The 24,864-nt window shown below is 33.0% G+C and carries 25 protein-coding genes and 1 tRNA gene; 15 read left to right on the top strand and 11 right to left on the bottom strand.

The window, feature by feature from the left end; all coding sequences use genetic code 11:
• Positions 1-172: 172 nt before the first annotated feature.
• Positions 173-586 (top strand): type II 3-dehydroquinate dehydratase, encoded by a 414-nt coding sequence (aroQ, locus tag EAH81_RS17675; protein WP_140509558.1) that lies wholly within the window; start codon positions 173-175, stop codon positions 584-586.
• Positions 587-656: 70 nt separating this feature from the next.
• Positions 657-3,146 carry a DUF5686 and carboxypeptidase regulatory-like domain-containing protein gene (locus tag EAH81_RS17670; RefSeq protein ID WP_140509556.1) on the top strand — a complete coding sequence of 830 codons (2,490 nt, stop codon included), beginning with the start codon at positions 657-659 and terminating at the stop codon, positions 3,144-3,146.
• Positions 3,147-3,513: 367 nt separating this feature from the next.
• Here EAH81_RS17670 and EAH81_RS17665 read toward each other — a convergent pair whose 3' ends face one another.
• The 4 genes from EAH81_RS17665 to EAH81_RS17650 all read right to left on the bottom strand — a co-directional run bounded on the left by EAH81_RS17665 (position 3,514) and on the right by EAH81_RS17650 (position 7,083).
• Positions 3,514-4,389: a cation diffusion facilitator family transporter gene (locus tag EAH81_RS17665; RefSeq protein WP_140509554.1), complete on the bottom strand. Its 876-nt coding sequence runs from the start codon at positions 4,387-4,389 to the stop codon at positions 3,514-3,516.
• Between the two features lie 148 nt (positions 4,390-4,537).
• The gene (gene murA / locus EAH81_RS17660) at positions 4,538-5,851 is read right to left on the bottom strand and encodes a UDP-N-acetylglucosamine 1-carboxyvinyltransferase (protein WP_140509552.1); all 1,314 of its coding nucleotides are present in this window, start codon (positions 5,849-5,851) and stop codon (positions 4,538-4,540) included.
• Between the two features lie 209 nt (positions 5,852-6,060).
• Positions 6,061-6,783 carry a DUF4290 domain-containing protein gene (locus EAH81_RS17655; RefSeq protein ID WP_140509550.1) on the bottom strand — a complete coding sequence of 241 codons (723 nt, stop codon included), beginning with the start codon at positions 6,781-6,783 and terminating at the stop codon, positions 6,061-6,063.
• A gap of 3 nt (positions 6,784-6,786) precedes the next feature.
• Complete coding sequence (locus EAH81_RS17650) at positions 6,787-7,083, bottom strand: DUF493 family protein (protein ID WP_140509547.1); 297 nt, start codon at positions 7,081-7,083, stop codon at positions 6,787-6,789.
• 264 nt (positions 7,084-7,347) lie between these two features.
• Between EAH81_RS17650 and EAH81_RS17645 the strand changes: the two genes are divergently transcribed.
• The 6 genes from EAH81_RS17645 to EAH81_RS17620 all read left to right on the top strand — a co-directional run bounded on the left by EAH81_RS17645 (position 7,348) and on the right by EAH81_RS17620 (position 13,563).
• Entirely contained in the window at positions 7,348-8,262 is a 915-nt protein-coding gene (locus EAH81_RS17645; RefSeq protein WP_140509545.1) for an alpha/beta hydrolase family protein, read from the top strand.
• 717 nt (positions 8,263-8,979) lie between these two features.
• Positions 8,980-9,513, top strand: coding sequence for an AAA family ATPase (locus tag EAH81_RS17640; RefSeq protein WP_140509543.1), 534 nt, complete (start codon positions 8,980-8,982; stop codon positions 9,511-9,513).
• Between the two features lie 65 nt (positions 9,514-9,578).
• Entirely contained in the window at positions 9,579-11,474 is a 1,896-nt protein-coding gene (locus EAH81_RS17635; protein ID WP_140509540.1) for an ATP-dependent DNA helicase RecQ, read from the top strand.
• Complete coding sequence (gene fmt, locus EAH81_RS17630) at positions 11,474-12,421, top strand: methionyl-tRNA formyltransferase (protein ID WP_140509539.1); 948 nt, start codon at positions 11,474-11,476, stop codon at positions 12,419-12,421. Before EAH81_RS17635 ends, fmt begins: the two co-directional genes overlap by 1 nt.
• A gap of 180 nt (positions 12,422-12,601) precedes the next feature.
• Complete coding sequence (locus EAH81_RS17625) at positions 12,602-12,874, top strand: HU family DNA-binding protein (protein ID WP_017498096.1); 273 nt, start codon at positions 12,602-12,604, stop codon at positions 12,872-12,874.
• A gap of 128 nt (positions 12,875-13,002) precedes the next feature.
• Complete coding sequence (locus tag EAH81_RS17620) at positions 13,003-13,563, top strand: YqgE/AlgH family protein (RefSeq protein ID WP_140509537.1); 561 nt, start codon at positions 13,003-13,005, stop codon at positions 13,561-13,563.
• Here EAH81_RS17620 and EAH81_RS17615 read toward each other — a convergent pair.
• The gene (locus tag EAH81_RS17615; RefSeq protein ID WP_140509534.1) at positions 13,560-14,399 is read right to left on the bottom strand and encodes an aminotransferase class IV; all 840 of its coding nucleotides are present in this window, start codon (positions 14,397-14,399) and stop codon (positions 13,560-13,562) included. The genes EAH81_RS17620 and EAH81_RS17615 overlap by 4 nt on opposite strands.
• Positions 14,400-14,453: 54 nt before the next feature.
• Positions 14,454-14,846 carry an START-like domain-containing protein gene (locus EAH81_RS17610; RefSeq protein WP_140509532.1) on the bottom strand — a complete coding sequence of 131 codons (393 nt, stop codon included), beginning with the start codon at positions 14,844-14,846 and terminating at the stop codon, positions 14,454-14,456.
• Positions 14,847-14,999: 153 nt separating this feature from the next.
• On the opposite strand from EAH81_RS17610, the gene EAH81_RS17605 reads away from it, so the two are divergent.
• From EAH81_RS17605 to EAH81_RS17575, 7 genes are all read left to right on the top strand, one after another.
• Positions 15,000-15,073 (top strand) — tRNA-Met (locus EAH81_RS17605).
• A gap of 194 nt (positions 15,074-15,267) precedes the next feature.
• Entirely contained in the window at positions 15,268-15,525 is a 258-nt protein-coding gene (locus tag EAH81_RS17600; protein WP_140509529.1) for a hypothetical protein, read from the top strand.
• A gap of 124 nt (positions 15,526-15,649) precedes the next feature.
• Positions 15,650-16,210 carry a DUF6934 family protein gene (locus tag EAH81_RS17595; RefSeq protein WP_140509526.1) on the top strand — a complete coding sequence of 187 codons (561 nt, stop codon included), beginning with the start codon at positions 15,650-15,652 and terminating at the stop codon, positions 16,208-16,210.
• Between the two features lie 33 nt (positions 16,211-16,243).
• The gene (locus EAH81_RS17590) at positions 16,244-16,432 is read left to right on the top strand and encodes a hypothetical protein (RefSeq protein WP_140509524.1); all 189 of its coding nucleotides are present in this window, start codon (positions 16,244-16,246) and stop codon (positions 16,430-16,432) included.
• A gap of 207 nt (positions 16,433-16,639) precedes the next feature.
• The gene (locus EAH81_RS17585; RefSeq protein WP_140509522.1) at positions 16,640-17,056 is read left to right on the top strand and encodes a helix-turn-helix domain-containing protein; all 417 of its coding nucleotides are present in this window, start codon (positions 16,640-16,642) and stop codon (positions 17,054-17,056) included.
• Positions 17,057-17,154: 98 nt separating this feature from the next.
• Complete coding sequence (locus tag EAH81_RS17580; protein WP_140509520.1) at positions 17,155-17,790, top strand: SMI1/KNR4 family protein; 636 nt, start codon at positions 17,155-17,157, stop codon at positions 17,788-17,790.
• 84 nt (positions 17,791-17,874) lie between these two features.
• Positions 17,875-19,095 carry a DUF763 domain-containing protein gene (locus tag EAH81_RS17575; protein WP_140509518.1) on the top strand — a complete coding sequence of 407 codons (1,221 nt, stop codon included), beginning with the start codon at positions 17,875-17,877 and terminating at the stop codon, positions 19,093-19,095.
• Here EAH81_RS17575 and EAH81_RS17570 read toward each other — a convergent pair.
• From EAH81_RS17570 to EAH81_RS17550, 5 genes are all read right to left on the bottom strand, one after another.
• Positions 19,087-19,683 (bottom strand): TetR/AcrR family transcriptional regulator, encoded by a 597-nt coding sequence (locus tag EAH81_RS17570; protein WP_140509516.1) that lies wholly within the window; start codon positions 19,681-19,683, stop codon positions 19,087-19,089. The two genes, EAH81_RS17575 and EAH81_RS17570, sit on opposite strands and share 9 nt — an antisense overlap.
• Positions 19,670-21,295, bottom strand: coding sequence for an MFS transporter (locus EAH81_RS17565; protein WP_140509514.1), 1,626 nt, complete (start codon positions 21,293-21,295; stop codon positions 19,670-19,672). The genes EAH81_RS17570 and EAH81_RS17565 overlap by 14 nt, the downstream gene beginning before the upstream one ends.
• Positions 21,292-22,341 carry an HlyD family secretion protein gene (locus EAH81_RS17560; protein WP_140509512.1) on the bottom strand — a complete coding sequence of 350 codons (1,050 nt, stop codon included), beginning with the start codon at positions 22,339-22,341 and terminating at the stop codon, positions 21,292-21,294. The genes EAH81_RS17565 and EAH81_RS17560 overlap by 4 nt, the downstream gene beginning before the upstream one ends.
• 20 nt (positions 22,342-22,361) lie before the next feature.
• Positions 22,362-23,696, bottom strand: coding sequence for a TolC family protein (locus tag EAH81_RS17555; protein ID WP_161595827.1), 1,335 nt, complete (start codon positions 23,694-23,696; stop codon positions 22,362-22,364).
• Positions 23,697-23,785: 89 nt separating this feature from the next.
• A complete protein-coding gene (locus tag EAH81_RS17550; protein WP_140509508.1) occupies positions 23,786-24,652 on the bottom strand; it encodes an AraC family transcriptional regulator in 867 nt (288 codons plus the stop codon).
• Positions 24,653-24,864: the final 212 nt, after the last annotated feature.

Here is a 24,864-nt window from a genome sequence, read left to right as displayed (position 1 = left end):
TAAAAACCGTTCTATTAATTAGAACGGTTTTTTTATTTTTACCAAGTTCAATGGCAATTGCGAAAATCAATAGCAATGTCAATCCAAAATCAATTTAGCTTAATTGAACTTATATTCCTTATAAGGTTTCAAAAAATCTAAATGTTTAAAATCTCAAAATATATTTTTAAATATGAAAATCTGCATTATCAACGGACCCAACTTGAATCTTTTAGGAAAAAGAGAACCGGAAGTTTACGGAAGCGAAACTTTTGAAGATTATTTTGAAAGGTTGGAACACAAATTTCCCAACGTTGAACTTTCTTATTATCAAAGTAATATCGAAGGCGAATTGATTGGCAAAATTCAGGAAGTTGGTTTTTCTTTTGACGGTATTATTTTGAATGCAGGAGCTTACACGCACACTTCTATAGGTTTAGGCGATGCTATAAAAGCAGTTACAACTCCTGTTATCGAAGTTCATATTTCGAATACGTATGCACGCGAAAGCTTCAGACATCAGTCGTATTTGTCCGGAAATGCAAAAGGCGTTATTCTTGGTTTTGGTTTAAAAAGTTATGATTTAGCAATTCAATCTTTCTTGTAAGTCTTCTTTTAACAAATTTTTAATAAGCTCATTTTTAACTTATTCTATTTTTGTTAGAGAAACCACTTCCATGAGAAACTTTACTTTATTAGCCTTTTTATTTTTTTCGATTTCAAACTTTGCTCAGATCAAAGGAACCATAACCGATGAAAAAGGGAATCCTTTGCCTTTTGTTTCAGTTTTTGAAGAAAACACCTATACTGGAACAACTTCTAACGAGCAGGGAAAATACCAGCTTAACGTAAAAGAGGTTGGTAAAAATAAAATAGTTTTTCAGTATTTGGGTTTTAAAACTCAAAAATCAACTGTTTCTTCAGATTCAAAAACGGTTACCTTAAACATCATAATGCATGAAGAAAGTTTTGCATTAAATGAAGTAGTTATTGATCCCAAAAACAATCCTGCCAACGCCATTATAAAAAGTGCGATTGCAAACAAAAAGGACAATTCGGAAAAAACAGCACGTTACACCGCTGATTTTTATTCGAAAGGAATGTTCAAAATAAAAGATCTTCCAAAAAAAATAATGGGTATGAAAGTAGATATTGGCGACGATATGGCGTCAAATTTAGACTCAACCGGAACCGGAATTTTATATTTATCAGAAACAATCTCGAAGATTTCTTTTGAAAAACCAGGCAAACTAAAAGAAAAAATTATTGCTTCTAAAATTTCGGGAAACAATAAAGGATTTAGCTATAATACCGCCACTTTATCGACTTATGATTTCTATGATAATACATTAGAATTCAATATTAACCTCATCTCTCCTATCGCAGATAATGGTTTCAATTACTACAAATACAAACTTGAAGGAACTTTTTATGATGATAACAATCAGCAGATTTACAAAATAAAAGTAACCCCAAAAAGGGACAAAGAACCTGTTTTTGAAGGTTATATTTATATTGTCGATGATAGTTTTGCCATTTATGCTGTAGATCTAGACATAAAGGGCTACCGAATGAAAAATGAATTTACTGAAGTAATGACTTTAAAACAAAGCTTTAGTTATAATGTTAAGAATAAAATCTGGTCAAAAAATGCACAAACGCTTTCTTTTAATGCTGGTGCTTTTGGCGTAAAATTCTCAGGGAAATTTAATTATGTTTATTCGAATTATGAGTTTCCATCCGCTTTTGAAAAGAAAACTTTTGGCAATGAAATCGTAGCTTTTGAAACTGATGCCAATAAAAAAGATGATGCTTTCTGGAATCAAATCCGACCAATTCCGTTAACGATTGAAGAAAGCAATGATTATACTAAAAAAGACAGCTTACAAACTATCCGAAAATCACAGAAATATACTGATTCTGTCGATGCCAAAAACAATAAGTTTAAAGTATTCGATGTCATAATGGGTTATGAATACAAGAATACTTTTAAGAAACATTCTTTTGAATATAAAGGCTTGCTAAATCTTTCGTCTTTAAGTTTTAATACCGTTCAGGGTTTCAATCTGGATTCTGGTTTTTCATTCAAAAAATGGAATGAAGAAAAAGGAAGAAGTACCTCAATAAACACAACCTTTAATTATGGCTTTTCTGATGAACGTTTTCGCGTTACAGGCGAATTCAGTCATAAATTCAACAATATAAATTATGCTACGATTGGAGTTTCGGGCGGAACAAAAGTGGCTCAATTTAATAGTGCAGAACCTATTAGCAAATTTATCAACTCTATAAGTTCTTTGTTTTTTAAAGACAACTATATGAAGTTGTACAATTTAGAATTTGCTCAAATTAATTATTCACAAGATGTTGCGAACGGAATAAATTTGAATGCAAAAGCTGCTTATGAGCAACGAAAACCTCTTTTTAATACCACTGATTATTCGTTCTTTAAAAAAGATGATATTTATTCCTCAAACAATCCGCTGGCACCAAATGATTTTATAACTCCGGCTTTTGATCCTCACCATTTATTTAAAGCAGCTTTAACGGCCCGAATTAATTTTGGAAATAAATATATTTCTCGTCCGGACGGAAGATATAATATTAAAAATGATAAATATCCAACCCTATTTTTGGCTTTTGAAAAAGCTTTTGCTGCCAGTGAGAAAAAATATGAATTTGAAAGAATTGGCGCTTCTATACAATATGATTTATCATTAGGAAATAAAGGAATCCTGGGAATGAATTTTAGAGGTGGAAAATTCTTTAATGCCGAAAATATTTCTTTTATCGATTACAGACATTTCAACGGAAATCAAACTCATATAGGTACAACTGATCGTTATTTGAATGTTTTTAACTTGATGCCTTATTACGCAAACAGTACAAACGACAGTTATTTTGAAATGCATTTAGAGCATAATGATACAGGATTTATTATGAATAAAATTCCGTTATTGAATCTTTTGAAGTCTACAATGAATCTTGGATTTCATTCTCTGGCGATTCCCGATAGAAAACCTTATTCTGAGTTTACTGTTGGTTTGGATAATTTAGGTTTCGGAAAATTTAAGTTGTTCAGAGTAGATTATGTTCATTCTTATCAAGGCGGAATTCAGCAAAATGGTGTTGTCTTTGGGCTGAAGATTTTGAATGTTTTAGACTAGGCTCTGTCTCAATCTTGTCATTTCGACGCAGGAGAAATCACATAACGGATTTACTGTACGTCACGCTCCGGATGTGACTTCTCCTCCGTCGAAGTGACAAAACTATATACTTAAAAAACTTAAAAATTCTATTTACTCTAGCTTGCGTTAGGGATAGAAGCGGTATCTCCCGTTTTAGAAAAACAAGGCTTTTTAGCCGTAGTTTTTGTTAATCGGGAATATAGCGGATAGCCAGTTCGCCGCGGCGAAAACGCCCAAATAAAAAATCCGTTTACTCTATATTAGAATAAGCGGATTTTGTTATTTTTCTTTTTGTAAAAGTAAAGAAACCTTAGAACCTCAGTACCTCAGAACCTTTGAACCTTTCTCAGTGATAATCATCTGGTTCTATATGAATCAAAACATTTCCTAACTGAGGTATTTCCTCTTTTAAAGTATCTTGCAATTTATGTGATAATTCATGTCCTTCTTTTACCGAGATTTTAGCTGAAACAATAGCATGAAGGTCTACATGATATTTCATTCCGGCTTTACGGATAAAGCATTTCTCGGTTCCTAAAATACCTGCTACTTTCAAAGATTCAATTCTGATTTCTTCGACTAAATCATCATTTAAATTCTCATCCATAATTTCGCCAAGCGCCGGTCTGAAAATTTTATAACTATTATATAAGATAAAAAAAGCAGCAAAAAGCGCCGCCCAATCATCTGCTGATTCGTACCCTTTACCCATAATTAAAGCAATCGAAATCCCGACAAACGCCGCTATGGATGTGATTGCATCGCTACGATGGTGCCAGGCATCAGCTGCTAGAGAAGAACTATTAGTTTCTTTACTGCGTTTCATTACCAAACGAAACGAATATTCTTTCCAGATAATTATAGCTCCCAAAACATACAATGTCCACGATTTAGGCAAATCATGAGGATTCTGAATATTTGCAACGCTTTCGTAACCAATAATCGTTGCAGATGTAATCAAAAATCCAACAACCAAAAAGGTAATCAAGGGTTCAGCGCGTCCATGTCCGTAAGGATGATTTTCATCTGGTGGTTTGTTAGAATATTTAATCCCAAATAACACCAAACAAGATGAAAATATATCTGCAGTCGACTCGATCGCATCTGCAATTAAGGCATATGAATTGCCAAAAAAACCTGCAAGACCTTTTATCACGGCTAAGCAGGTGTTTCCAACTATACTAAAAATAGTAGCCTTTACAGCTTTTTGTTCGTCTGTCATTATGAGATTTTTAACGGATTATAAAATCAAGTTGTAAGATATAAAAACCATTAAGATATTAAAATTCATTAAGGCTTATAATCCTCATTTCTCTTAATCTCTTAATGGTTTATTTGTTGAATATTTATTTTACTAAATATTATATCTTTTACGCTCTCACGATTTTTGCGCCAATTGCTCTTAATCGTTCGTCGATACGCTCATATCCACGGTCAATTTGTTCGATATTTTGAATTGTACTTGTTCCTTTCGCTGAAAGCGCTGCAATCAATAATGAAATTCCCGCACGAATATCAGGTGATGACATTGTTGTAGCTTTTAGCTGAGATTCAAAATTATGTCCCATAACCACCGCTCTGTGCGGATCACATAACATAATTTTGGCTCCCATATCGATTAATTTATCCACGAAAAACAAACGGCTTTCGAACATTTTTTGGTGAATCAAAACATCGCCTTTTGCCTGTGTTGCCACAACCAAAACAATACTCAACAAGTCAGGTGTAAACCCTGGCCACGGAGCATCGGCAATTGTTAAGATAGAACCATCGATATCTGTTTTTACTTCATATCCGTCAACGTGAGCAGGAATATAAATATCATCTCCGCGTTTTTCGATTGTAATTCCAAGTTTTCTAAATGTATTTGGTATCAATCCTAAGTTTTCCCAACTTACGTTTTTGATCGTGATTTCGCTTTTTGTCATGGCAGCAAGACCAATCCAAGAACCAATTTCGATCATATCCGGCAAAATTCTGTGCTCGCAACCACCAAGGCTTTCAACACCTTCAATAGTTAATAAGTTTGAACCAACTCCAGTGATTTTAGCTCCCATTGAGTTCAACATTTTACACAATTGCTGCAAATAAGGTTCGCAAGCTGCGTTATAAACTGTTGTTTTTCCTTTTGCCAAAACAGCAGCCATAACGATATTTGCTGTTCCGGTAACTGATGCTTCATCAAGCAACATATCTGTTCCTATAAGTCCACCTTCTGGAGATTCTACTCCGTAAAAGTGATCTTCTCTATTGTATCTGAATTTTGCTCCAAGGTTTATAAAACCTTCAAAGTGTGTATCTAATCTGCGACGGCCAATTTTATCTCCTCCCGGTTTTGGAATATATCCTTTTCCGAAACGTGCCAAAAGTGGTCCAACAATCATAATAGAACCGCGAAGCGCTCCACCTTCTTTTTTGAAAGCTTCAGTTTCTAAATATCCAATATTAACCTCATCTGCCTGAAACGTAATCGAACCCGGTTCATTGCGTTGAATTTTTACCCCTAAATTACCCAACAAAGTGATTAATTTATTGATGTCAATAATATCGGGAATATTATTAATTCTTACTTTATCCCCCGTTAGAAGCACGGCACATAAAATTTGTAATGCCTCATTTTTTGCTCCTTGCGGAGTGATTTCTCCTTTTAAAGGAATTCCTCCTTCGATTTTAAAAATTCCCATATTTCTGTTTTAGGTTCTGAGTTACTGAGGTTCTAAGATTCTAAGTTTTTTATTTGAAGTCAAAACCTCAGAAAATTAGCATCTTAGCTGCTTAGCAACTTTCTTTTACTTTTGATTGTTTATTTTTGAGGTTCTGAGTTACTGAGTTACTAAGGCTCTAAGTGAAAAAACTTAGCAACTTAGCCTCTCAGCTGCTTAGCAACTTTCTTTTACTTTTGATTGTTATTTTTTTGAAAAGGTTTTGGTTTTCCCGGTCCTTTAATGTTTTTGTTGCTTTGGATTTTTGGTTGTCCCGGTGGTGTGATTTTATTCGACATGCGTTTATTGGTACGCAATAAATCTGTTGTATTCAAAAGTTCTTCTGTGCTTTGCAACAAATTGATTTTCCCTCCCGACAATTCAAATAAATGTTCGAAAATGACATCATCTTTTACGGTGTCTTTGTTCCAGCTTAGGTATGATTTTTTCATGTGGTTGGCGATTACCAAAACCAATGCATTTTTCATTTCACCATCTTCCCATTTATTGGCAACATCAATCATGTATTTAATGTTGTTTCCGTAAAATCTATATTTAGGGAAATTTTGCGGATACTGTAAAACATCCGGTTTTAACTGCAATACATCGCGAGACGGAATCGGATATGGTGATTCTACATGTAATTTAAAATCAGACATGATAAAAAGCTGATCCCATAATTTATGCTGAAAATCAGGCACATCACGCAAATGCGGATTCAAACTTCCCATTACCTGAATAATGTATTTCGCAGCTTTGTTGCGCGTTTCAGCATCCTCAATAATAGTTGCCTGATCAATCAGTTTTTGCAAATGACGACCATATTCCGGGATAAGTAAACGCTGTCTTTCAGAATTATATTCTAAGTTAAAAACAACGTCATTCGCTACTTCTTTTTTATATTTTTCGACCATAAGTTATAATGAAACTATACCTTCTATTGTAGACACTTCCTTGTATTTGCTAATCACTTCGTCAGCACTATGCATAGTAACATCCACAGAAACACTGGTAAATTTACCTGTTTTAGATTTTGTTGTTTTAATAACCGCGCCCAAATTGTCAAAAGCTTTTTCTACTCGCTCGACATTATCATTTACCGATGGCATTATAAATTTATACAAATATTCTGCAGGCCAAGTATTTGAGTTATCTAACTCTACCTTTAATCTTTCGTAAAATTCGGCGGTTTCTTTTTCTTTATCGTTTTCCATTCGTAATTAAAAATAAACGCAAATATACGGTTTTGAGTTTAGATTATAGATTTTTTTCTTTCGAAAAAGGTGCAAAGTTACAGAGGCGCAAAGGTGCAAAGAAAAAAGCTTTGGAACTTTATTTCTTTGTAAAATTTACTCTTATATTTGAGAAAAACATTGCTTAGAAATTTGCTCGCAAAGTCGCAAAGACGCAAAGTTTTTTTAAGTCATAATATACAAACTTTGCGTCTTTGCGTCTTTGCGCGATTAAAACACATCACAATGAAAAAAATCCTTTTACTTTTTATAGCAGTCACATTAAATAACATCCAAGCACAGGAAATCAAAACCATGACTTATTTCCAGAATGATACTATCAAACTGGATTTAGATTTGTATTTACCTCAAAAGAAAACTAACGAGAAAACTCCATTAATCATTTTTGCTTTTGGAGGAGGATTTTCAGGCGGTGAACGAACAACCGAGAAAGACTTTGGAATGTTTATGGCAAAAAACGGTTATGCAGTTGCGAGCATTTCGTATAGTTTATATATGAAGGGAAAAGATTTTGGCTGTAAAGGAACTTTGACCGAAAAAATAAAAGCGATCCAAATTGGTGTAAGCGACATGTGGCAAGCAACTTCTTTCTTAATTGAAAATGCCAATAAATACAATCTTGATGCTTCAAAAATATTTATTTCAGGAATTAGTGCCGGAGCCGAAATTGGCTTTCATGCTTCATTCTGGGATTATAAACTGATGAATTTATACAAAAACAATTTACCGGAAAATTTTAAATACATTGGCTTTATTGGTGGTTCGGGAGCGATTCAGGATATTAATTTAATTACCAAAGAAAAAGCGATTCCGATGTTATTGGCACATGGAAATAACGACATGACCGTTCCGTATAGCGCAGGTTCGCATCGTTCTTGTCCAACAAATGCTTCGGGTTGGTTAATTCTTTTCGGGTCTTATGCGGTTTACAATCAGATGAAGGATTTACATAAAGATATTGAACTGATTACCTTTTGTGGTGGCGGACATGAATTCTCCGGTTATCTTTTTCATCAGGGGCAACAATATGTTTTGGATTTTGTGAATGATGTTCTGAAAGGAAAGAAATTTGAATCGCATATTATTATTCCTTCGGATAAAAAAGGGAAGGATTCTGGTAAATATTTGTTTTGTGAATGATTCTTAAATAATTCGGCTAGAGCCAAGATGAACAAAATCATGACACCCTTTATTAAAACCAAGGGCTACTCAAAATTACAATCATAAAGCTCCAGCGGAGCAAAATATTTATAGTTAAATTTCCCAAACCTATATTTAAAAGCTCCAGCGGAGCGATATATAGATTTTAAACATGCCATCCCAATGAGGTTTTATGAAACAATTCTATAATTTTCTATAAATATGACATCCCCATTGGGACTTATCTCTTTTTATGTAAACTGGACTAAAGTCCAGCCCTACAATATGGCTCGAGCCTATGGCTCTTCTTGTTTTAGTTCCCGAGGAACGAATTATTTTGTAGAGCTGGATTTCAATCCAGCACATAATATTTGCCGAACCTATGATTCTTTCTTCTTTTAGCTCCGAAGGAACGAATTATTTTGTAGGGCTGGATTTCAATCCGGCACATAATATTCACCGGACCTATTGCTCTTTCTCATTTTAGTTCCGAAGGAACGAATTATTTTGTAGAGCTGGATTTCAATCCAGCACATGATATTTGCCGAACCTATGGTTCTTTCTTCTTTTAATTCAGGAGAAATGAATTATTTTGCCACGCCGCATTTCAATCCAACACTACAAAAATTGTAAAAATTGCGAAATCATTCGCTCAAAGCAAAATAATCTTTTTAAATACCAATAAGTTTAGGTAAATTTGCGCTTTATTTTTAGAAAGTGCAAAAACAAATCATAGTTCTCATTGGAGGCCCGGGAACGGGAAAATCTACTCTTATCAACGAATTGGTAGCTCGTGGCTACTGCTGTTACCCTGAAATTTCAAGACAAGTTACTCTCGAAGCACAACAACGCGGTATCGACCAATTGTTTCTCGAACAGCCTTTACTGTTTAGTGAATTATTGTTGGAAGGCCGCATTAAACAATTCGAAGACGCGCTTGAAGAACCTGACAATGTAGTCTTTATCGATCGCGGAATTCCTGATGTTGTGGCTTATATGGATTATATTGGCGATGATTATCCGGAGCATTTCGTAAAGGCTTGTACCGATTTTAAATATTCAAAAACTTTTATTTTACCACCTTGGGAAGAAATTTACGAGTGCGATACAGAGCGCTACGAGAATTTTGAACAGGCATTAACGATTCAGAAACATCTTGTTGACACCTATAAAAAATACGGTTACGACTTAATTGAAGTACCTAAAGATACGGTTGAGAACAGAATTCTTTATATCTTAGATAAAATTTAGGCATATGTTTAAAGTTGTAAAACTAGAAACTGATTTCTAAATTTTTTAACTTTAAAACAGGACCAATGCCAGAAGCGCAAGAAATTCTTTTAAAATACTGGAAACACGACAGTTTTAGACCGTTGCAAAAAGAGATTATTGACTCGGTTTTGGACGGTCAGGATACTTTTGCCCTTTTACCAACGGGAGGCGGAAAATCGATTTGTTTTCAGGTTCCCGCTATGATGCAGGAAGGTATATGTTTGGTGGTTTCGCCTTTGGTTGCTTTGATGAAGGATCAGGTAGCGAATTTACAGAAACGTGATATTAAAGCAATCGCGCTTACAGGCGGGATTCATACCGAAGAAATCATTGATCTTCTTGACAATTGCCAATACGGAAATTATAAGTTTTTATATCTTTCTCCGGAACGACTTCAGTCAGACTGGATTTTGGAACGTATCAAAAGTCTCCCTATAAATTTAATCGCTATTGATGAAGCGCATTGTGTTTCGCAATGGGGGCATGATTTTCGTCCTGCTTATTTAAAGATTTCGGAACTTAAAAAGTACTTTGTTAAGATTCCGTTTTTGGCTCTGACTGCGACCGCGACTCCAAGAGTTATCGAAGATATTAAAACTGAATTGGGCTTGAAGGATCCAGTTCTTTTTCAGCAGTCTTTTGAAAGAAAGAACATTGCCTACATGGTTTTTGAAGTCGAAGACAAGCTATATCGTGTTGAGCAAATTCTAAAGAAAAATCCGCAGCCTTCTATTATATATGTACGAAATAGAAAATCGTGTTTGAATATGTCGACGCAATTACAATCTTTGGGTTTTAAAGCGACGTATTATCACGGTGGACTTTCGGCTAAAGAAAAAGATAAAAACATGCAAATGTGGATGTCGGAACAAGCGCAGGTTATTGTGGCCACAAATGCGTTTGGAATGGGAATCGATAAAGACAATGTAAAAACGGTTATTCACACGCAATTGCCTGAAAATATCGAAAACTATTATCAGGAATCCGGAAGAGCGGGACGAAATGGTGAAAAAGCTTTTTCGGTTTTACTTTATAATAATTCAGATGCCAATCAAACAGAACAGCAATTTTTGAGTGTTTTACCGGATAAAAAATTTCTGAAAATGATGTATATCAAACTTTGCAACTATTTTCAGATTGCTTATGGCGAAGGTTTAGATGATTCTTTTTCTTTTAAATTAAATCATTTTTGCCATAAATACGATTTCCCTACTTTAAAAACATACAATGCTTTGCAGTTTTTGAACCAGCAAGGTATTATTACGATGTCCCAGGAATTCTCTGAAAAAATTACCCTGCAATTTTTAATCGAATCTAAGGAAGTGATTCGGTACATGAGTTTGAATCCAAATGACGAAGAAATCATCTTGGCAATTTTGAGAACTTATCCCGGGGTTTATGAAATGAAAACACCTTTTAATCTTTCGTTGATTGCCAAAAAATCTCATCATACAGAAGAACAAGTTTCTGCTGTTTTAGAAAAACTTAGAGAAAAAGAGATCATCGAATATAAATCAAAAAACAACGACGCTACTATCCTATTTAATGAAATTCGCGAAGATGACTTAACAATAAATCGAGTTTCTAAATATCTTGAAAAACAAAACCAATTAAAAGAAGAACAACTTTTGTCTGTTCTATATTATATAAAGGAGAACAAAACTTGCAAAAACCGATTGGTATTAGCTTATTTTGGAGAAGAAACTAATTCTAATTGTGGTGTTTGTTCGTATTGCATTACTCAAAAAGGAAAAATTACGGAAGCTGATTCAATTGCCGATAAAATTTTGCATTTATTAAAATCGGCCGCTTTAACTTCACGAGAAATTCAAACCCAAATAAAACTGGATGCCAACGATGTTGTTTCGGTACTTCAGGAATTATTAGAAAACAATCATATTACCATTCAATCCAATAATAAATACACTTTAAAGTCATAATGGAAAAATTGAGAATCATATTTATGGGAACTCCGGAATTTGCTGTTGGCATTCTGGATACCATTATCAAAAATAATTACGATGTTGTTGGCGTTATTACTGCTGCAGACAAACCGGCGGGACGCGGACAAAAAATAAAATATTCGGCAGTAAAAGAATATGCGCTGGCAAACAACCTTAATTTATTACAGCCTACCAATTTAAAAGACGAAAGTTTTCTTGCTGAGTTAAAAGCTTTGAATGCCAATTTGCAAATTGTTGTGGCTTTTAGAATGCTGCCAAAAGTAGTTTGGGAAATGCCAAGTTTCGGGACTTTTAATCTTCATGCTTCTTTATTACCAAATTATCGCGGTGCAGCACCAATTAACTGGGCTATTATTAATGGAGAAACAAAGACTGGCGTTACCACTTTCTTTATCGATGATAAAATCGATACGGGAGCGATGATTCTAAATTCGGAAATTGCAATTGAGCCAGCAGAAAATGCGGGACAACTACATGACCGATTAATGTTATTGGGAAGTGAAACCGTAATTGACACTTTAAAAGTTATTGAAAACGGAAATGTAACGACAACAATTCAGGAAGATGATGCCGAAATCAAAACAGCTTATAAATTAAATAAAGAAAATTGCAAAATCGACTGGACCAAATCCGGCGAAGAAATCAATAATCTAATTCGAGGTTTAAGTCCATATCCCGCTGCGTGGTGTTTTTTGAAAGATAAAAATGAGGAATTAAATATCAAGATTTATGAAGCAAAATTAGTTTCAGCAGAGCATTCACATGAGACAGGAAGTTTGATTGCGAGTAAAAAAGAAATCAAAATTGCAATAAAAAAGGGCTTCATTCAGTTATTAAGTTTACAAATTCCAGGAAAAAAACGAATGCAAGCTTCCGAATTACTAAATGGTATAACTTTTTCTGATACTGCAAAGGTCTATTAAGGTCAGTAAAACAGGGGTTTTTACCTATTTTTCAGTAAGAAACAACTTGCGTTATGAACAAAAAAAGCAAGTTATCAACAATTTTTGCTAAAATTAAAGAAAACACTTGCAAGGAACGGATTTCCTACTAAATTTGTGTATTAACAATTTTTTTTAACCAACAATTAATAACTAATTATTATGAACAAATCAGAATTAATCGATGCTATCGCTGCTGATGCAGGAATTACAAAAGCTGCGGCAAAATTAGCTTTAGAGTCATTTTTAGGAAACGTAGGAGCTACTTTGAAAAAAGGTGGTAGAGTTTCATTAGTAGGTTTTGGATCTTGGTCAGTATCTGCAAGAGCTGCAAGAGACGGTAGAAACCCACAAACTGGTAAAACTATCCAAATCGCTGCTAAAAATGTAGTTAAATTCAAAGCTGGAGCTGAATTAGAAGGTGCAGTGAACTAAGTAAGAAAGTTCTCTAAACTTATAATATAATCAAAACCCTCCTCATGGAGGGTTTTTTTGTGCGGTTTAACGATTTTATTTGGGTTTTTAAAAATTTTATGATTAAATTTAATAAAAATTGTAGCCGTATGATTTCAGAAAAATTAAAAAAAGGACACCTGCTTATTGCCGAACCTTCGATAATTGGAGATTTATCTTTTAATAGATCGGTAATTTTATTAGCAGACCATAACAAAGAAGGATCAATAGGATTTATCATTAATAAACCACTTAAGTATACTATTAATGATCTGATACCTGAGATCGAAGCTTCTTTTAAGATATATAATGGAGGTCCTGTTGAACAGGACAATCTATATTTTATTCACAATATTCCAGATTTAATCCCGAATAGTGTCGAGATTTCTAATGGTATTTATTGGGGAGGTGATTTTGAATCAACCAAAGACTTGATTAACGACGGATCTATTAGCAAAAATAATATTCGGTTTTTCTTAGGTTACACAGGTTGGGACGAAAATCAGCTTGAGAATGAAATGCAGGGAAACTCCTGGATCATTGCTGATAATAATTACAAAAACAAAATTATAGGAAAGTCAACCACTCATTTTTGGAAAGAACAAATTATTGAGCTTGGCGGAGATTATCTTATATGGTCAAATGCACCTGAAAACCCATATCTGAATTAATTTTCAGATATGGATTCATTTAGTTTCTGCAGTAATAAATGAGCCAGATTATTGGTAAACTCCTTTTTTCGATATTTAGTTATCGGTTGTATTCCTGTGATTACATTTGTTAGAAATAATTCATCTGCTTTTTGAAGATCAAATGGCGAAATTATTTCTTCAAGTACTTCTATGCCTTCTACTTTTTTAGCTAAGGCTAAAATTTGTCTGCGCATTACTCCATTCAAACAACCTTCGGAAATTGGTGGTGTAATTAATTTTTTACCCACAACCATAAATAAATTACCCTGTAATCCTTCGACCACATTTTTAGTATCATTTATCAATAGACAATTTGCCAAACCATTTTCATGGGCAAAAATACTTCCTGTTACATTAATCAGCTTATTAGTCGTTTTAATCGACGATAATAATTGTTTGGTTACATAGAAATCTTTGTACAAATCAACTTCATATTCAGCCGTATTTAAGGTGTAAACAGTGTTATCAAGTGATATTGAATGAATTAAATATGAAACTTCGTTGGTTTTTGGCAAATACAATCCGCCATCGTTTCTAAAAACAGTAATTCGGGCGCGGGCTGATGCTGAAATTCCGTTTTGCTGAACCAGACTTAAAACTTGTTCTTCAAGAAATTCCATTGTAAAATTCATTGGAATTTCCATTCTAACGACACGCATCGAAGCCATTAATCTAAAATAATGATCTTCGAGAAACAAGATTTTGTTGTTGACTATTTTTAGTGTTTCAAAAACACCATCTCCATACAAAAAAGCACGATTTTGAGTTAATATATTGTCCTCTTGCTCTACTATGTTTCCGTTAAAATTGATCATAAAAAAACCCTGAATTTTGTTCAGGGCAAATATAAGGTATAAAATAGACTTTTACTAAACAGATCCTATAAGATGTTTCAGGTCAGAGATCTGATTCTCCCACAATTGTTTAGCTTCTCCTACTTCTTCTTTTTCAGCAAAATCGACTACCATTAAAGATACATCTTTAGTCAATTCATCGACTAAAATATGCAATTCAAAAAAGTATTCAGTATCCTTACTGCTTTCGTCAACCCATTTGAATTTTACTTTTTCTCCTGTTTTTTTAGAAGCCAAACGCGCTTTTTCCTGCGAGTCATTCCAAATGAAAGTGAAGAATTCGCCTCTTGAATTTACATTATCTGCAAACCATTCTGACAAACCTGACGGCGTTGATATATACTGATACAATAATTGCGGCGAAGAATTTATGGGAAACTCGATTTCGTAACGTATTTTTGACTCCATGTGCTACTTTTAATTTTTTCGAAATATAAGAATATATGTCCAAAAACAATGCATTTTTAAAAATATTTTTTTTTCTTCAATTTATTCTTGGAAGCTTTAATAATATTTCTATCTTTGCACCCGCAATGAGGAACACGGTTCACTTGCAATCTTGGCGAGGTAGCTCAGTTGGTTAGAGCGCAGGATTCATAACCCTGAGGTCACGGGTTCAACTCCCGTCCTCGCTACAAAAAACAAAACCCTAATCATCAATTGATTAGGGTTTTTTTATTGAAATTAATTCCTCATTATATAAAAATTACAACGAGGAGCTTTAAATAATTAAGTTGTAACTCTAAATAATTAAATATCTTTAGTACTTTTTAGAAGCATCTTATAATTTCATATTGAAAAAAAGCAAAAAAGTTAACACGTTATAAATATGGATATAGTAAAATTTAAAATCACATCAAAAACTATAAAAGTAGAAGTACGCAATTCTAATAATTATATTTTTAATTTCAATACTGCTTTAGATATTGCTAAAGAAGACAAAGATGTTTTATTAAAACTATACCATGCATTAGATCTTCTTTTTAAGAAAGAAAATGTCAGCGAAACAAAAAACTACATTTCGCCAAACCAAACCAATATATTAGATCAGATTTCTGCCGTTGACGGTTTAGAAGAAGAGAAATAAACCATATTTAGTTTTTATATTCCTATAAAAATATAGTAAATAATTTCTTATAAAATTTAACATTTTTATAAGGCGTTATATAGCTTTTAAAAGTAAATTTGCCATTAAGTTTTAATAAATATTAATGGAAGATTTAATTAATTCGTCCTACGACTTCGAACTAGTTGATAATAATTTGACAAACATAAAATATGACTTTGTAAGTAGCGGTAAAAGACAAATACTAAAAAGAGTTGCACTTAGACAATATGAAGCTTTTGGACTTGAAAAATATTATAATTTAGGTTTTGGAAATTTAAGTATTGATGAGTATGGAAATGAAAAAATATCTGATATGTCAAGAGAGAATAATTTAGGTGATAAGGATAAGGTATTACAGACAGTTTTTATTTGTGCTTTAGATTTTCTTTCGATATCCCCTAATTCAATAGTAACTTTCTACGGAAATACATTTTCAAAACATAGACTATATAAAATAAGCTTAAATAAAAACTTACTAGCATTACAAAAATATTTTATTGTTAAAGGAGGAATAATTAAAGATCTAAAAGTAAAAGAAACTATTAAAGGAAAAGATGTATTATCAAGAATAAACATTGATAATATTATTTACGAACCATATGCCCCTAATAACAGTAGAGACTACAACTTTATAACATTTGAGCTTATTGAAACACTAAAATAATTTCAGTACATTTGTAACATATTATTCTTTATTATGAAAAATATATTAAAAGACCTTATAGCAAAATCTGGAAAAAAGACAGTTGTTTCTTTTGTAAATAAAGACAAAAGAAATTCTTTCGATGAATCTTTCGGAAAGGAAAAAATAGAAATCGCTTCTAAATTCATTGGAAACGACGAAAATTCTATTGCTTTATCTAAAAAGCTTGCAGAAATCCAATAACATCACTTTTCGTTTTTTTTTTAGTTAATCTAAAATTAAAAAAACCTCATAATTCCCTTTTTTAAATTATCAAATCGTCAGAAAAATTGCACTTTTATTCAAGCACAAAATAAACAAAAGATCTTCTTATAAAATGTATCTTACTGCTACAGAAATGTGTTTTACCAAACCAGAAAAATTTTAAAGAATTTTAGATATCTTTGAACTATGAGCACAGTAACAAAACCATATCATATAGGGCGAAAAATTAGCCGTATTCGTGAACTGAAAGACATGAAACAGGAAGCTTTGGCGCAAGCTTTAGGAACAAATCAACAAGCGGTTTCGGCTATGGAAAACAGCGAAACTATTGATGAAGAAAAGCTTATCGATGTCGCAAAAGCACTTGGTGTAACTGTAGAAGCAATTAAAAATTTCTCTGAAGAAAGTATGATTAGTTATTTTAATACTTTTAATGACAATAGCACAGCTAATGGACTGGTTAACAATGCAAATCATTGTACTTTCAATCCGCTAGATAAACTTGTGGAATCTTTTGAAGAAAACAAAAAACTTTACGAGCGTTTGCTGCAAGCTGAAAAAGATAAAATAGAATATTTAGAAAAATTACTGCACGCAAAATAATTTCCGCAAACCTAGACCAATACATTGAATCAGCTTTCTGCCGTTGATGGTTTGGAAGACTAGAAAAATAATACCCAAAAATTACAATCAGCTCATTAATGGATAATATATTGGTCAACAAACTAATTGAAAATTTCAGATCAAAACTAGATATTTTTGATTCATTTATGAATAATGGAGCAAGTGAAAAAGATATTTCTGATTTGGAAAAATCGGTAAATCAAATTTTACCACCTTCATATGTAGAGTTGTTAAAGACGTATAATGGCGAAAAGAAAAGTCTTGGCGTAATGGCAGGATTTGGCTTTTTAACAATCGAAGACGTAAAAGTTCAATGGGATTTTTTCAAAATGGCAGAAGGAGAACGAGAACCCGAGTCTGTATATCAAAAAAACAAAATAAAGAATGAATTATATTCTGTAAAAAGAATTCCTTTTGCGCATGATGGCTCGGGGAATCTTTTATGCATTGATTATGACCCTAATATTGAAGGAAAGAAAGGTCAGATTTTGTATTTACCTTGCGGAGATCCTGAACCAATTTCGGTTATCGCGGATGATTTTGATGAATTTCTTACCTTTTTAATTGATGCTATTATTTCTGAAAAATTAGAATTGACCGATGAAAGAGATCAATGGGACGAAGAAGATTGGGAAAAAGCAGAAATTTATTTCAACAAAACATGGGAAAATGATTGGACTGATATTGCAGATGAATACAATTCAAAACATTAACCTCAACAACCTGTATATCTCCATTTTACAAATAAGCATTTAAAAGTATTTTGTTTATTTTTGTATAAATACAAATTCCTATAAATGAAACGTTCCGGCACAGCAGATCTACCTTTACATTACGGACATGTTCCGTTATGGCTTGCTGACCGAATGTCTAAACTTGGTTTTGCAATTGTAGAAACGATTGCTATGGAATTTTCTACTTCCGAAGTAATAAACAAACTGAGTAATCCTTTTTGGTTTCAAAGTTTTGGAGCTGTAATGGGAATGGACTGGCATTCGTCCGGAATCACAACCTCAGTTCTTGGCGCATTAAAAAAATCTGTAAATCCACATTCTAAAGAACTTGGAATTTATATCTGCGGAGGCAAAGGCAAAAATTCCTTATTAACGCCGCAGGAACTTTTATTTGTTGGCGAAAAAACCGGTCTTGACGGAAACAATCTTGCAAATTGCAGCAGACTTACCGCTAAAGTAGACAATACAGCCATTCAGGACGGGTTTCAATTGTATCAGCATAATTTTATTGTTGATAATAAAGGACAATGGGCGGTTATTCAACAAGGAATGAATCCTAACTCTAAAACTGCTCGAAGATATCATTGGCATTCGCAAGATTTAAAGTCTTTTATAAATGAACCTCATACTTTTATTTATGGCGAAAATCAGGGAACAATTTTAAATCTTACTGCTCAGACTGCCGAAAAATCCAGAGAAGGAATTTTAGAATTATCCAAAGAATCTCCCACAAAAATCATGAAGGAAATGCAATATCTTTCTATGCCTGCGCATCACGATGTAAGAATGGAAGATGTTAACATGAAAAGACTCGGCGCAATGCTTTGGACAACTCATGAGAACAAACCGGAAGATTTTGAAGAACTATTACTTTTAAAAGGAATGGGACCAAGAGCCTTGCAATCATTAGCATTGGTTAGCGAAATAATATATGGTACTCCTACCCGATTCGAAGATCCTGCACGTTTTTCTTTCGCTCACGGCGGAAAAGACGGACATCCGTTTCCTGTTCCCGTAAAAATCTATGATGAAACAATTGATACTTTACAAAGGGCAATTAATCGGGCTAAAATTGGAAATACCGACAAAATACAGGCTATTCAAAAATTATCTGAAATCTCAAGAAAAGCCGAAGAGAGTTTTACGCCCAATTCTAACTTTGATGCATTGATTCAAAGAGAACGAGACGAATCGCACAAATATGGAGGAAGAACTATTTTTGGAGATGCTAAACCTCCTAAAACCAAACCTCAAAACCCAAATAATCAACTTGAATTATTTTAAAGTGATTACAAAAAGAACTACCAAAACTTCGTGAAGTTGTTTCTTTATTTGTTTTACGTTTTTATGATATAAAACATCCTGTACATTATCGGTTTTAAAAATTATATTGGCGAGTAATCCGGAAACAATCATTACAAAAGAATCATTATTCAACTGTTTTATTTCTTTTTCATTCCTTCCTTTATTCAATACATTTCTTAATGTTTCCATATTTGATTTAAAATAAGAATCAATCAGATTCACAATAATTTCATTTTCATTTAACAACTTCTCTTTCATCATTAATCTATAAAACGGAAGATGTTCAACAATTAAATCTATATAAAAATTAGTATAAACTAAGGTTTGTTCGATCGCCGTTTTATTTTTTAAATCGAGCTCTTTTTGTCTTCCTTTTAACTGTTTAATTTTTCTTTCAAATATCAGCAGAGACAGATTTCCTTTTGAACCAAAATAATAATTTAGCATTGCCGGACTAATCTTAGCTTTTTTAGAGATCAATCTCACGGTGGTGTTTTTTGAACCATAAGAGCAAAATAAATCTTCTGCAATGTCCAAAATGGCTATTTTTTTATTATTCGCTTTCATTTATCAAAAGAACTGTATTGTACCTAAGATTACTTTTTTGATTTCTTAAAGTTCTGATTTTACTTCCAATAATAAAACCAACAAATAGTAGCATTGCGAAACAAAGCAATAAACTGCCAATCATAAAAATAGTTCTGTTTGTTAGTAATTGCCCCTGAATTCCCGCAGCTTTATTTATCATTATATTAGACAATACATTTGCCTGATCAATTGTATATCCTTTTGATAAAAATAAATTTTGATTATTCAAACTGCTTTGGATAAAATTAGGATCTTCAACCGTAAGATGACCTAAAAACCCTTCTCTATACTCATTATTATAATTAAGCTGCAGGGTATAAAAACCAGATATAGAATTTAAAGTCGCAATAAAACGGGCATAAGCACAAATTATAATTGCTGTGAATCCGGTAAATTTAGGAACCGCTGACATTGTAAAAATCATTACCGGCAAAAAAATAAATCCAGATGCAAGACCTTGAATAAAAACAGGTAGTGCCAGATCAACAAAAGACAGATTTGGCGTCAAAGACCAGTACATCCATAAATTATAAAAGACCATTAGAGAGAATCCTGCCAAAATTAATTTTGGAACATTGAGCTTGTTTTTAAGAATCATCTTTACTGAAAACCAAATGGCAATTATTACTCCTGCACTATTATACAAACCTAATTCAACAACATCAGCAGAACTCCATCCCAGAATTCCTCCTGCATATCCATATATCAAATTGATCGTATCTTTTATTCCGTAAAAAAGAATCAAAAGGAACAAACCCAAAATAAACTTCCCATATTTAAATACTCGTAAATCAATTAGAGGTCTTTTTAAAGTTGCTTGTCTGTATATAAAAAACACCAGCATTACAAAACAAAATATTGATGTTTTAAGAATTGATGGCGAAGAAAACCAATATTGTTTTGGACCGTAAATCATAACATACGCCAGCGAAATACTAAAATTTGCAAAAAATAAACCTCCTGCCCAATCCATCTGATAAAGTGGATATGGACGCTGTTGTCTTTTGGGTTGAAAAATTAAATAGCAAATTAATAAAGCTAAAATCTGAAGCGATATCAAACCATAATAAGTAAAATTCCAATTCATGTTTACAGTAACCCAAGAAGAGAGAATGCCAATAATCGCAGCCGTGGTGAGAATTATAACAAATAAAATGGACGATCCAACAAGAGATCCTTTTTCTCCTGGCTGGATAGAAAAAATAACGATTAACATACTGCCAACTATTGTTCCAACTACTATTCCCTGAAAAAATCTTAAAACAATAAATATAACTATATCATGGGTTGCAAAACTGCCTATATTGATGAGGATTCCTAAAAACAATGTTGTAATTAAATATTTTCGCATTGTAAAATAACGCAATAAACGAAACTGTATCGGCAAGAATGATATTATACCGGCATACATAACCATCAATGACATAGAAATATCTTCGGGTTCGACGCCGTAATATGAAATGAGATGCTGTTGAATAAGTGCAAAAGAGGCAAATTGTGCCAAAGAAGTAAAAAGAATCACTATTAATAATACAAGCGTAAGACCTTTATATTTTATTGCTGTATTATTTAGAAAAGGATGTGTTTTCATGATTTTTTGTTTAAAACAGCCACACTTACATTCATTCCTGATTTAACTTCTTCAATAACTGTATTGTCTATAAATACAATTTTTACGGGTATTCTTTGAATTATCTTTACGAAGTTTCCTGTTGAATTATCTGCTGGCAAAAGAGAAAATTTAGATCCCGTTGAAGCTGCAATAGCTTCTATTCTTCCTTCATATGTTTTTCCGGAAATTGCATCAACTGTTATTTTTACATTCTGACCTACATAAAACCCGCTCACCTGAGTTTCCTTAAAGTTAGCTGTAATCCATTTTTCTTTTTCATTTACAATCGATACCAAAGGTTGTCCCAATTGTACTTGTTGTCCTTCAAGAATTTGTTTACGTCCGGTTTTTCCGTTATAAGGAGATGTAATTACGGTATAAGACAAGTTAATCTTAGCCAGGTCAAGTATTGCCTGTTTGCGTTTAATATCAGCATTCAGTAATGCTTTACGAGTTTTAAGCTCCTGAACTCTTGACTGCGAACTTAACAAAGTATTTTCGGTGGCGTTGTAATCATTTTGAGCTACATCATATCTGGTTTTAACCTGTTCGTATTCCTGTCCGGTCACAGCTTCATCTTTTAATAATTTCTGATATCTTAAATTATCTTGTTTTTGCTGCCATAATCTCGCCTTAGCCGAAGCTATTTGATTTTTACTTACCAGAATTCCTGTTTGAGCTACGTTTATTCCTGCTTCTAAAACTTGTATTTGCGCATAAGCATCTTCTAAAACGGCTTCGGCTTCCTGAACTTTAAAGGTGTATTCTCTATTATCAAGAATTACAAGCGTGTCTCCTTTTTTTACATCCTGATGTTCTTCAAACAAAACTTTAGTTATATATCCGCTTGCTCTTGCCGAAACAGGATTTATATACGATTCTACTTGTGCATCATTCGTTTCTTCATAGTTTGATCCTCTTAAAAGATAGGACACAAAATAAACAATCGCTGTTATTGCTAATAACAAAGCTGTTATTGAGACTATTTTATTTGATAAACTTTTTTTATTGACTCTATTTTTCATTATAATTGGTTTTTAATGGTTTATAAATTACCTGTAGTATATTGTAATTTGTAATAAATAATTAATGCCGTGATTTGAGCATTCACGAAAGTGTATCTTGATTCCTGATATAGATTATCCGCATCCAGAAGATCTGTTAACAGCGACAATTGATTAAGATATTTGGTATTGATGATTTCGAAATTTACCCTAGCCTGCTCAATTGATTTATCTGTCACTTCAATTCTATTCAATGCTTCTCCGTATTTTATATTTAACGCTGTAATATCATCCTGCACATTGTCCTTTATCCAGTCTTTTTGCAATTCAATAGCATCTAATCGTTGTTTGGCAGCTTTTACTTTATTTTTATTCTGATATAAAGAAGAAATACTATAATTCATCTTAACGCCTACAAAACCTGCAGAATATGCCTGATCAATTGGTTTAAAAAATAAATAGTTTGGATAATTAAAACCATATGCAGAAATCAAACTCAACGAAGGATAATAATTTGATTGTAGGTTTTTGATTCTGCTTGACTGGATTTTTAAATTCATATCTGCTTTTTGAAGCTGGTAAGAATTATTTACGTCACTGCTTTTTTCTGAAAAAACGATCTCCTTCAATCTAGTCGTCAATAAAGTATCTGTGAGATAAAATTGTTGACGATCAGCTACATTCACTAATATTCCGAGTTTTTTATTGCCAATTTCAATATCATTTTCATTTTGAGTTTTATTCAGTAAAACATTCGACAATGTTAATTCTGCACGAAGAAGATCGCTTTTTGTAACTCGTTGGTTTTTATAAAATGAAGTGATATTCTTCAATCTGGCCTCTGCTCTTTTTTCCTGATCTTTTATAAGTTGTCTAAAGTGATACAAGCGTATTAAATCAAGATATTGCGCTGCAGTCTGCAAAGCAATATTACCCCCTTGATCTTTAGAATTTATTGCTGCCAATGCATTACGATAAGAGCTTTCTTCAATAACTGATTTGGTTTTACCGCCAGAATAAATATTAAACGCCAGATCTACTCCCAGATTTGCTCCGTCAGGTCCGGGCTGGCGACTTACTTGTGTTGATTCATTAAAACCATGATCGTATAAAGTTGCTTTCGAAAACCTTTGATAAGTTCCGCCAATACCCAATGTTGGAAGCATTGTATTTTTTGCATCATTATAATCTGCTTGGGTTGCTCTTTGTTCAATTGCCGATACCTGCACAGTTTTATTGTTTTCCTTTGCCAGTGTTACAGCTTCTTTTAAGGAAAGATTATATGCATTCGCCTGTTTTTGCTGCGCAAAAAAAGGTGTACTAAAACCTAGCAGTATCAATATATTGATTAGTGGATTATTCATTATTCGTTTCATTATTTTCATTTTAAGTTTTTCAAATAAGGCATGAGAATACCTGCTCCCAAGTGGAAGTCTTTTTTTTATCTTGATAAATGTTATGGAATCTAGTGCTCGCCTAAGTGGGCTTTTTTAAATTGGGCCGGCGATTTATTTGTTATTTTACTGAAGATTCTGCTAAAGTATTTTGGGTCTTCAAAACCAGTTTTACTCGCTATTTCTTTTATGCTCAAATCAGAATACCATAATAATCTTTGGGCTTCTCGTATGGCTTCTTCCTGAATAGAGGATGAAACAGTATTACCGGTAATCATTTTTAAAGTATCATTTAAATATCCCAATGAAAGATTCATTCTATTAGCATACTCAACAGGACTTTTTATTTCTATATAATTTTCACGTAACAATTTTCTAAAAGCGGTAACAATCGCAGTACTGCGCAATGAATGCTGTTTCATGTCCTGAGTTACACTTGCCTGGTATATTGCTGTGATTTTGTAAATAAAAGATACTACAATAGATCGCATCGCCGGTTTGTGAAAACTTGCCATATCGTTAGTTTCAGAAGTTTCATAAAGCAATTCCATCACTTGACATAACCACTTTTTTTGTTCTTTGGAAATCACCAATACAGGGCCTTGATATAAGGAATCTTCTAATACTGATCTGGAATAATCATCTATAAAATTATTATCAAAAAAAAGAACCCAGCCTTCGATCTTTTGAGTTTCAATTACACGCTGCACCTGACCGGGATACAAAAACAATAACGAACCGGGACTAAAATTAACTTCTTTAAAATCGACAAAAAAAGTTCCTTTTCCTTTTTCCGGTAAAATGCACATACAAAAATCATTTCGATGAGATCTCGTAACTTCTCGTCTTATTGATTCTACAAAACCATCACTCATCTTCTCAATCATTATACCTGATCCGGATTCGTTTAATTTTTTAAGAGGAATTTCTGTTTTCATTTTTACTTCTATTTGTACAGTGCAAATTTCACCTATAAACAATTAGTTTTGTCTAATAATATACGGTATATGGTGGACGATTCACATATTTACCTATAAAATTACAAAAATGATGGACGATACGCCTATAAAAACAATCTCAATTGGTTTCAGATTGTGGTATTTTATAATAAAAAGCAAAAAACCAAACCCTTAAACATCAATTGTTCAAA

Source organism: Flavobacterium pectinovorum, from assembly GCF_006438875.1.
GTDB classification, from domain to species: domain Bacteria; phylum Bacteroidota; class Bacteroidia; order Flavobacteriales; family Flavobacteriaceae; genus Flavobacterium; species Flavobacterium pectinovorum_A.
This window is presented reverse-complemented; position numbering and strand designations above follow the sequence as displayed.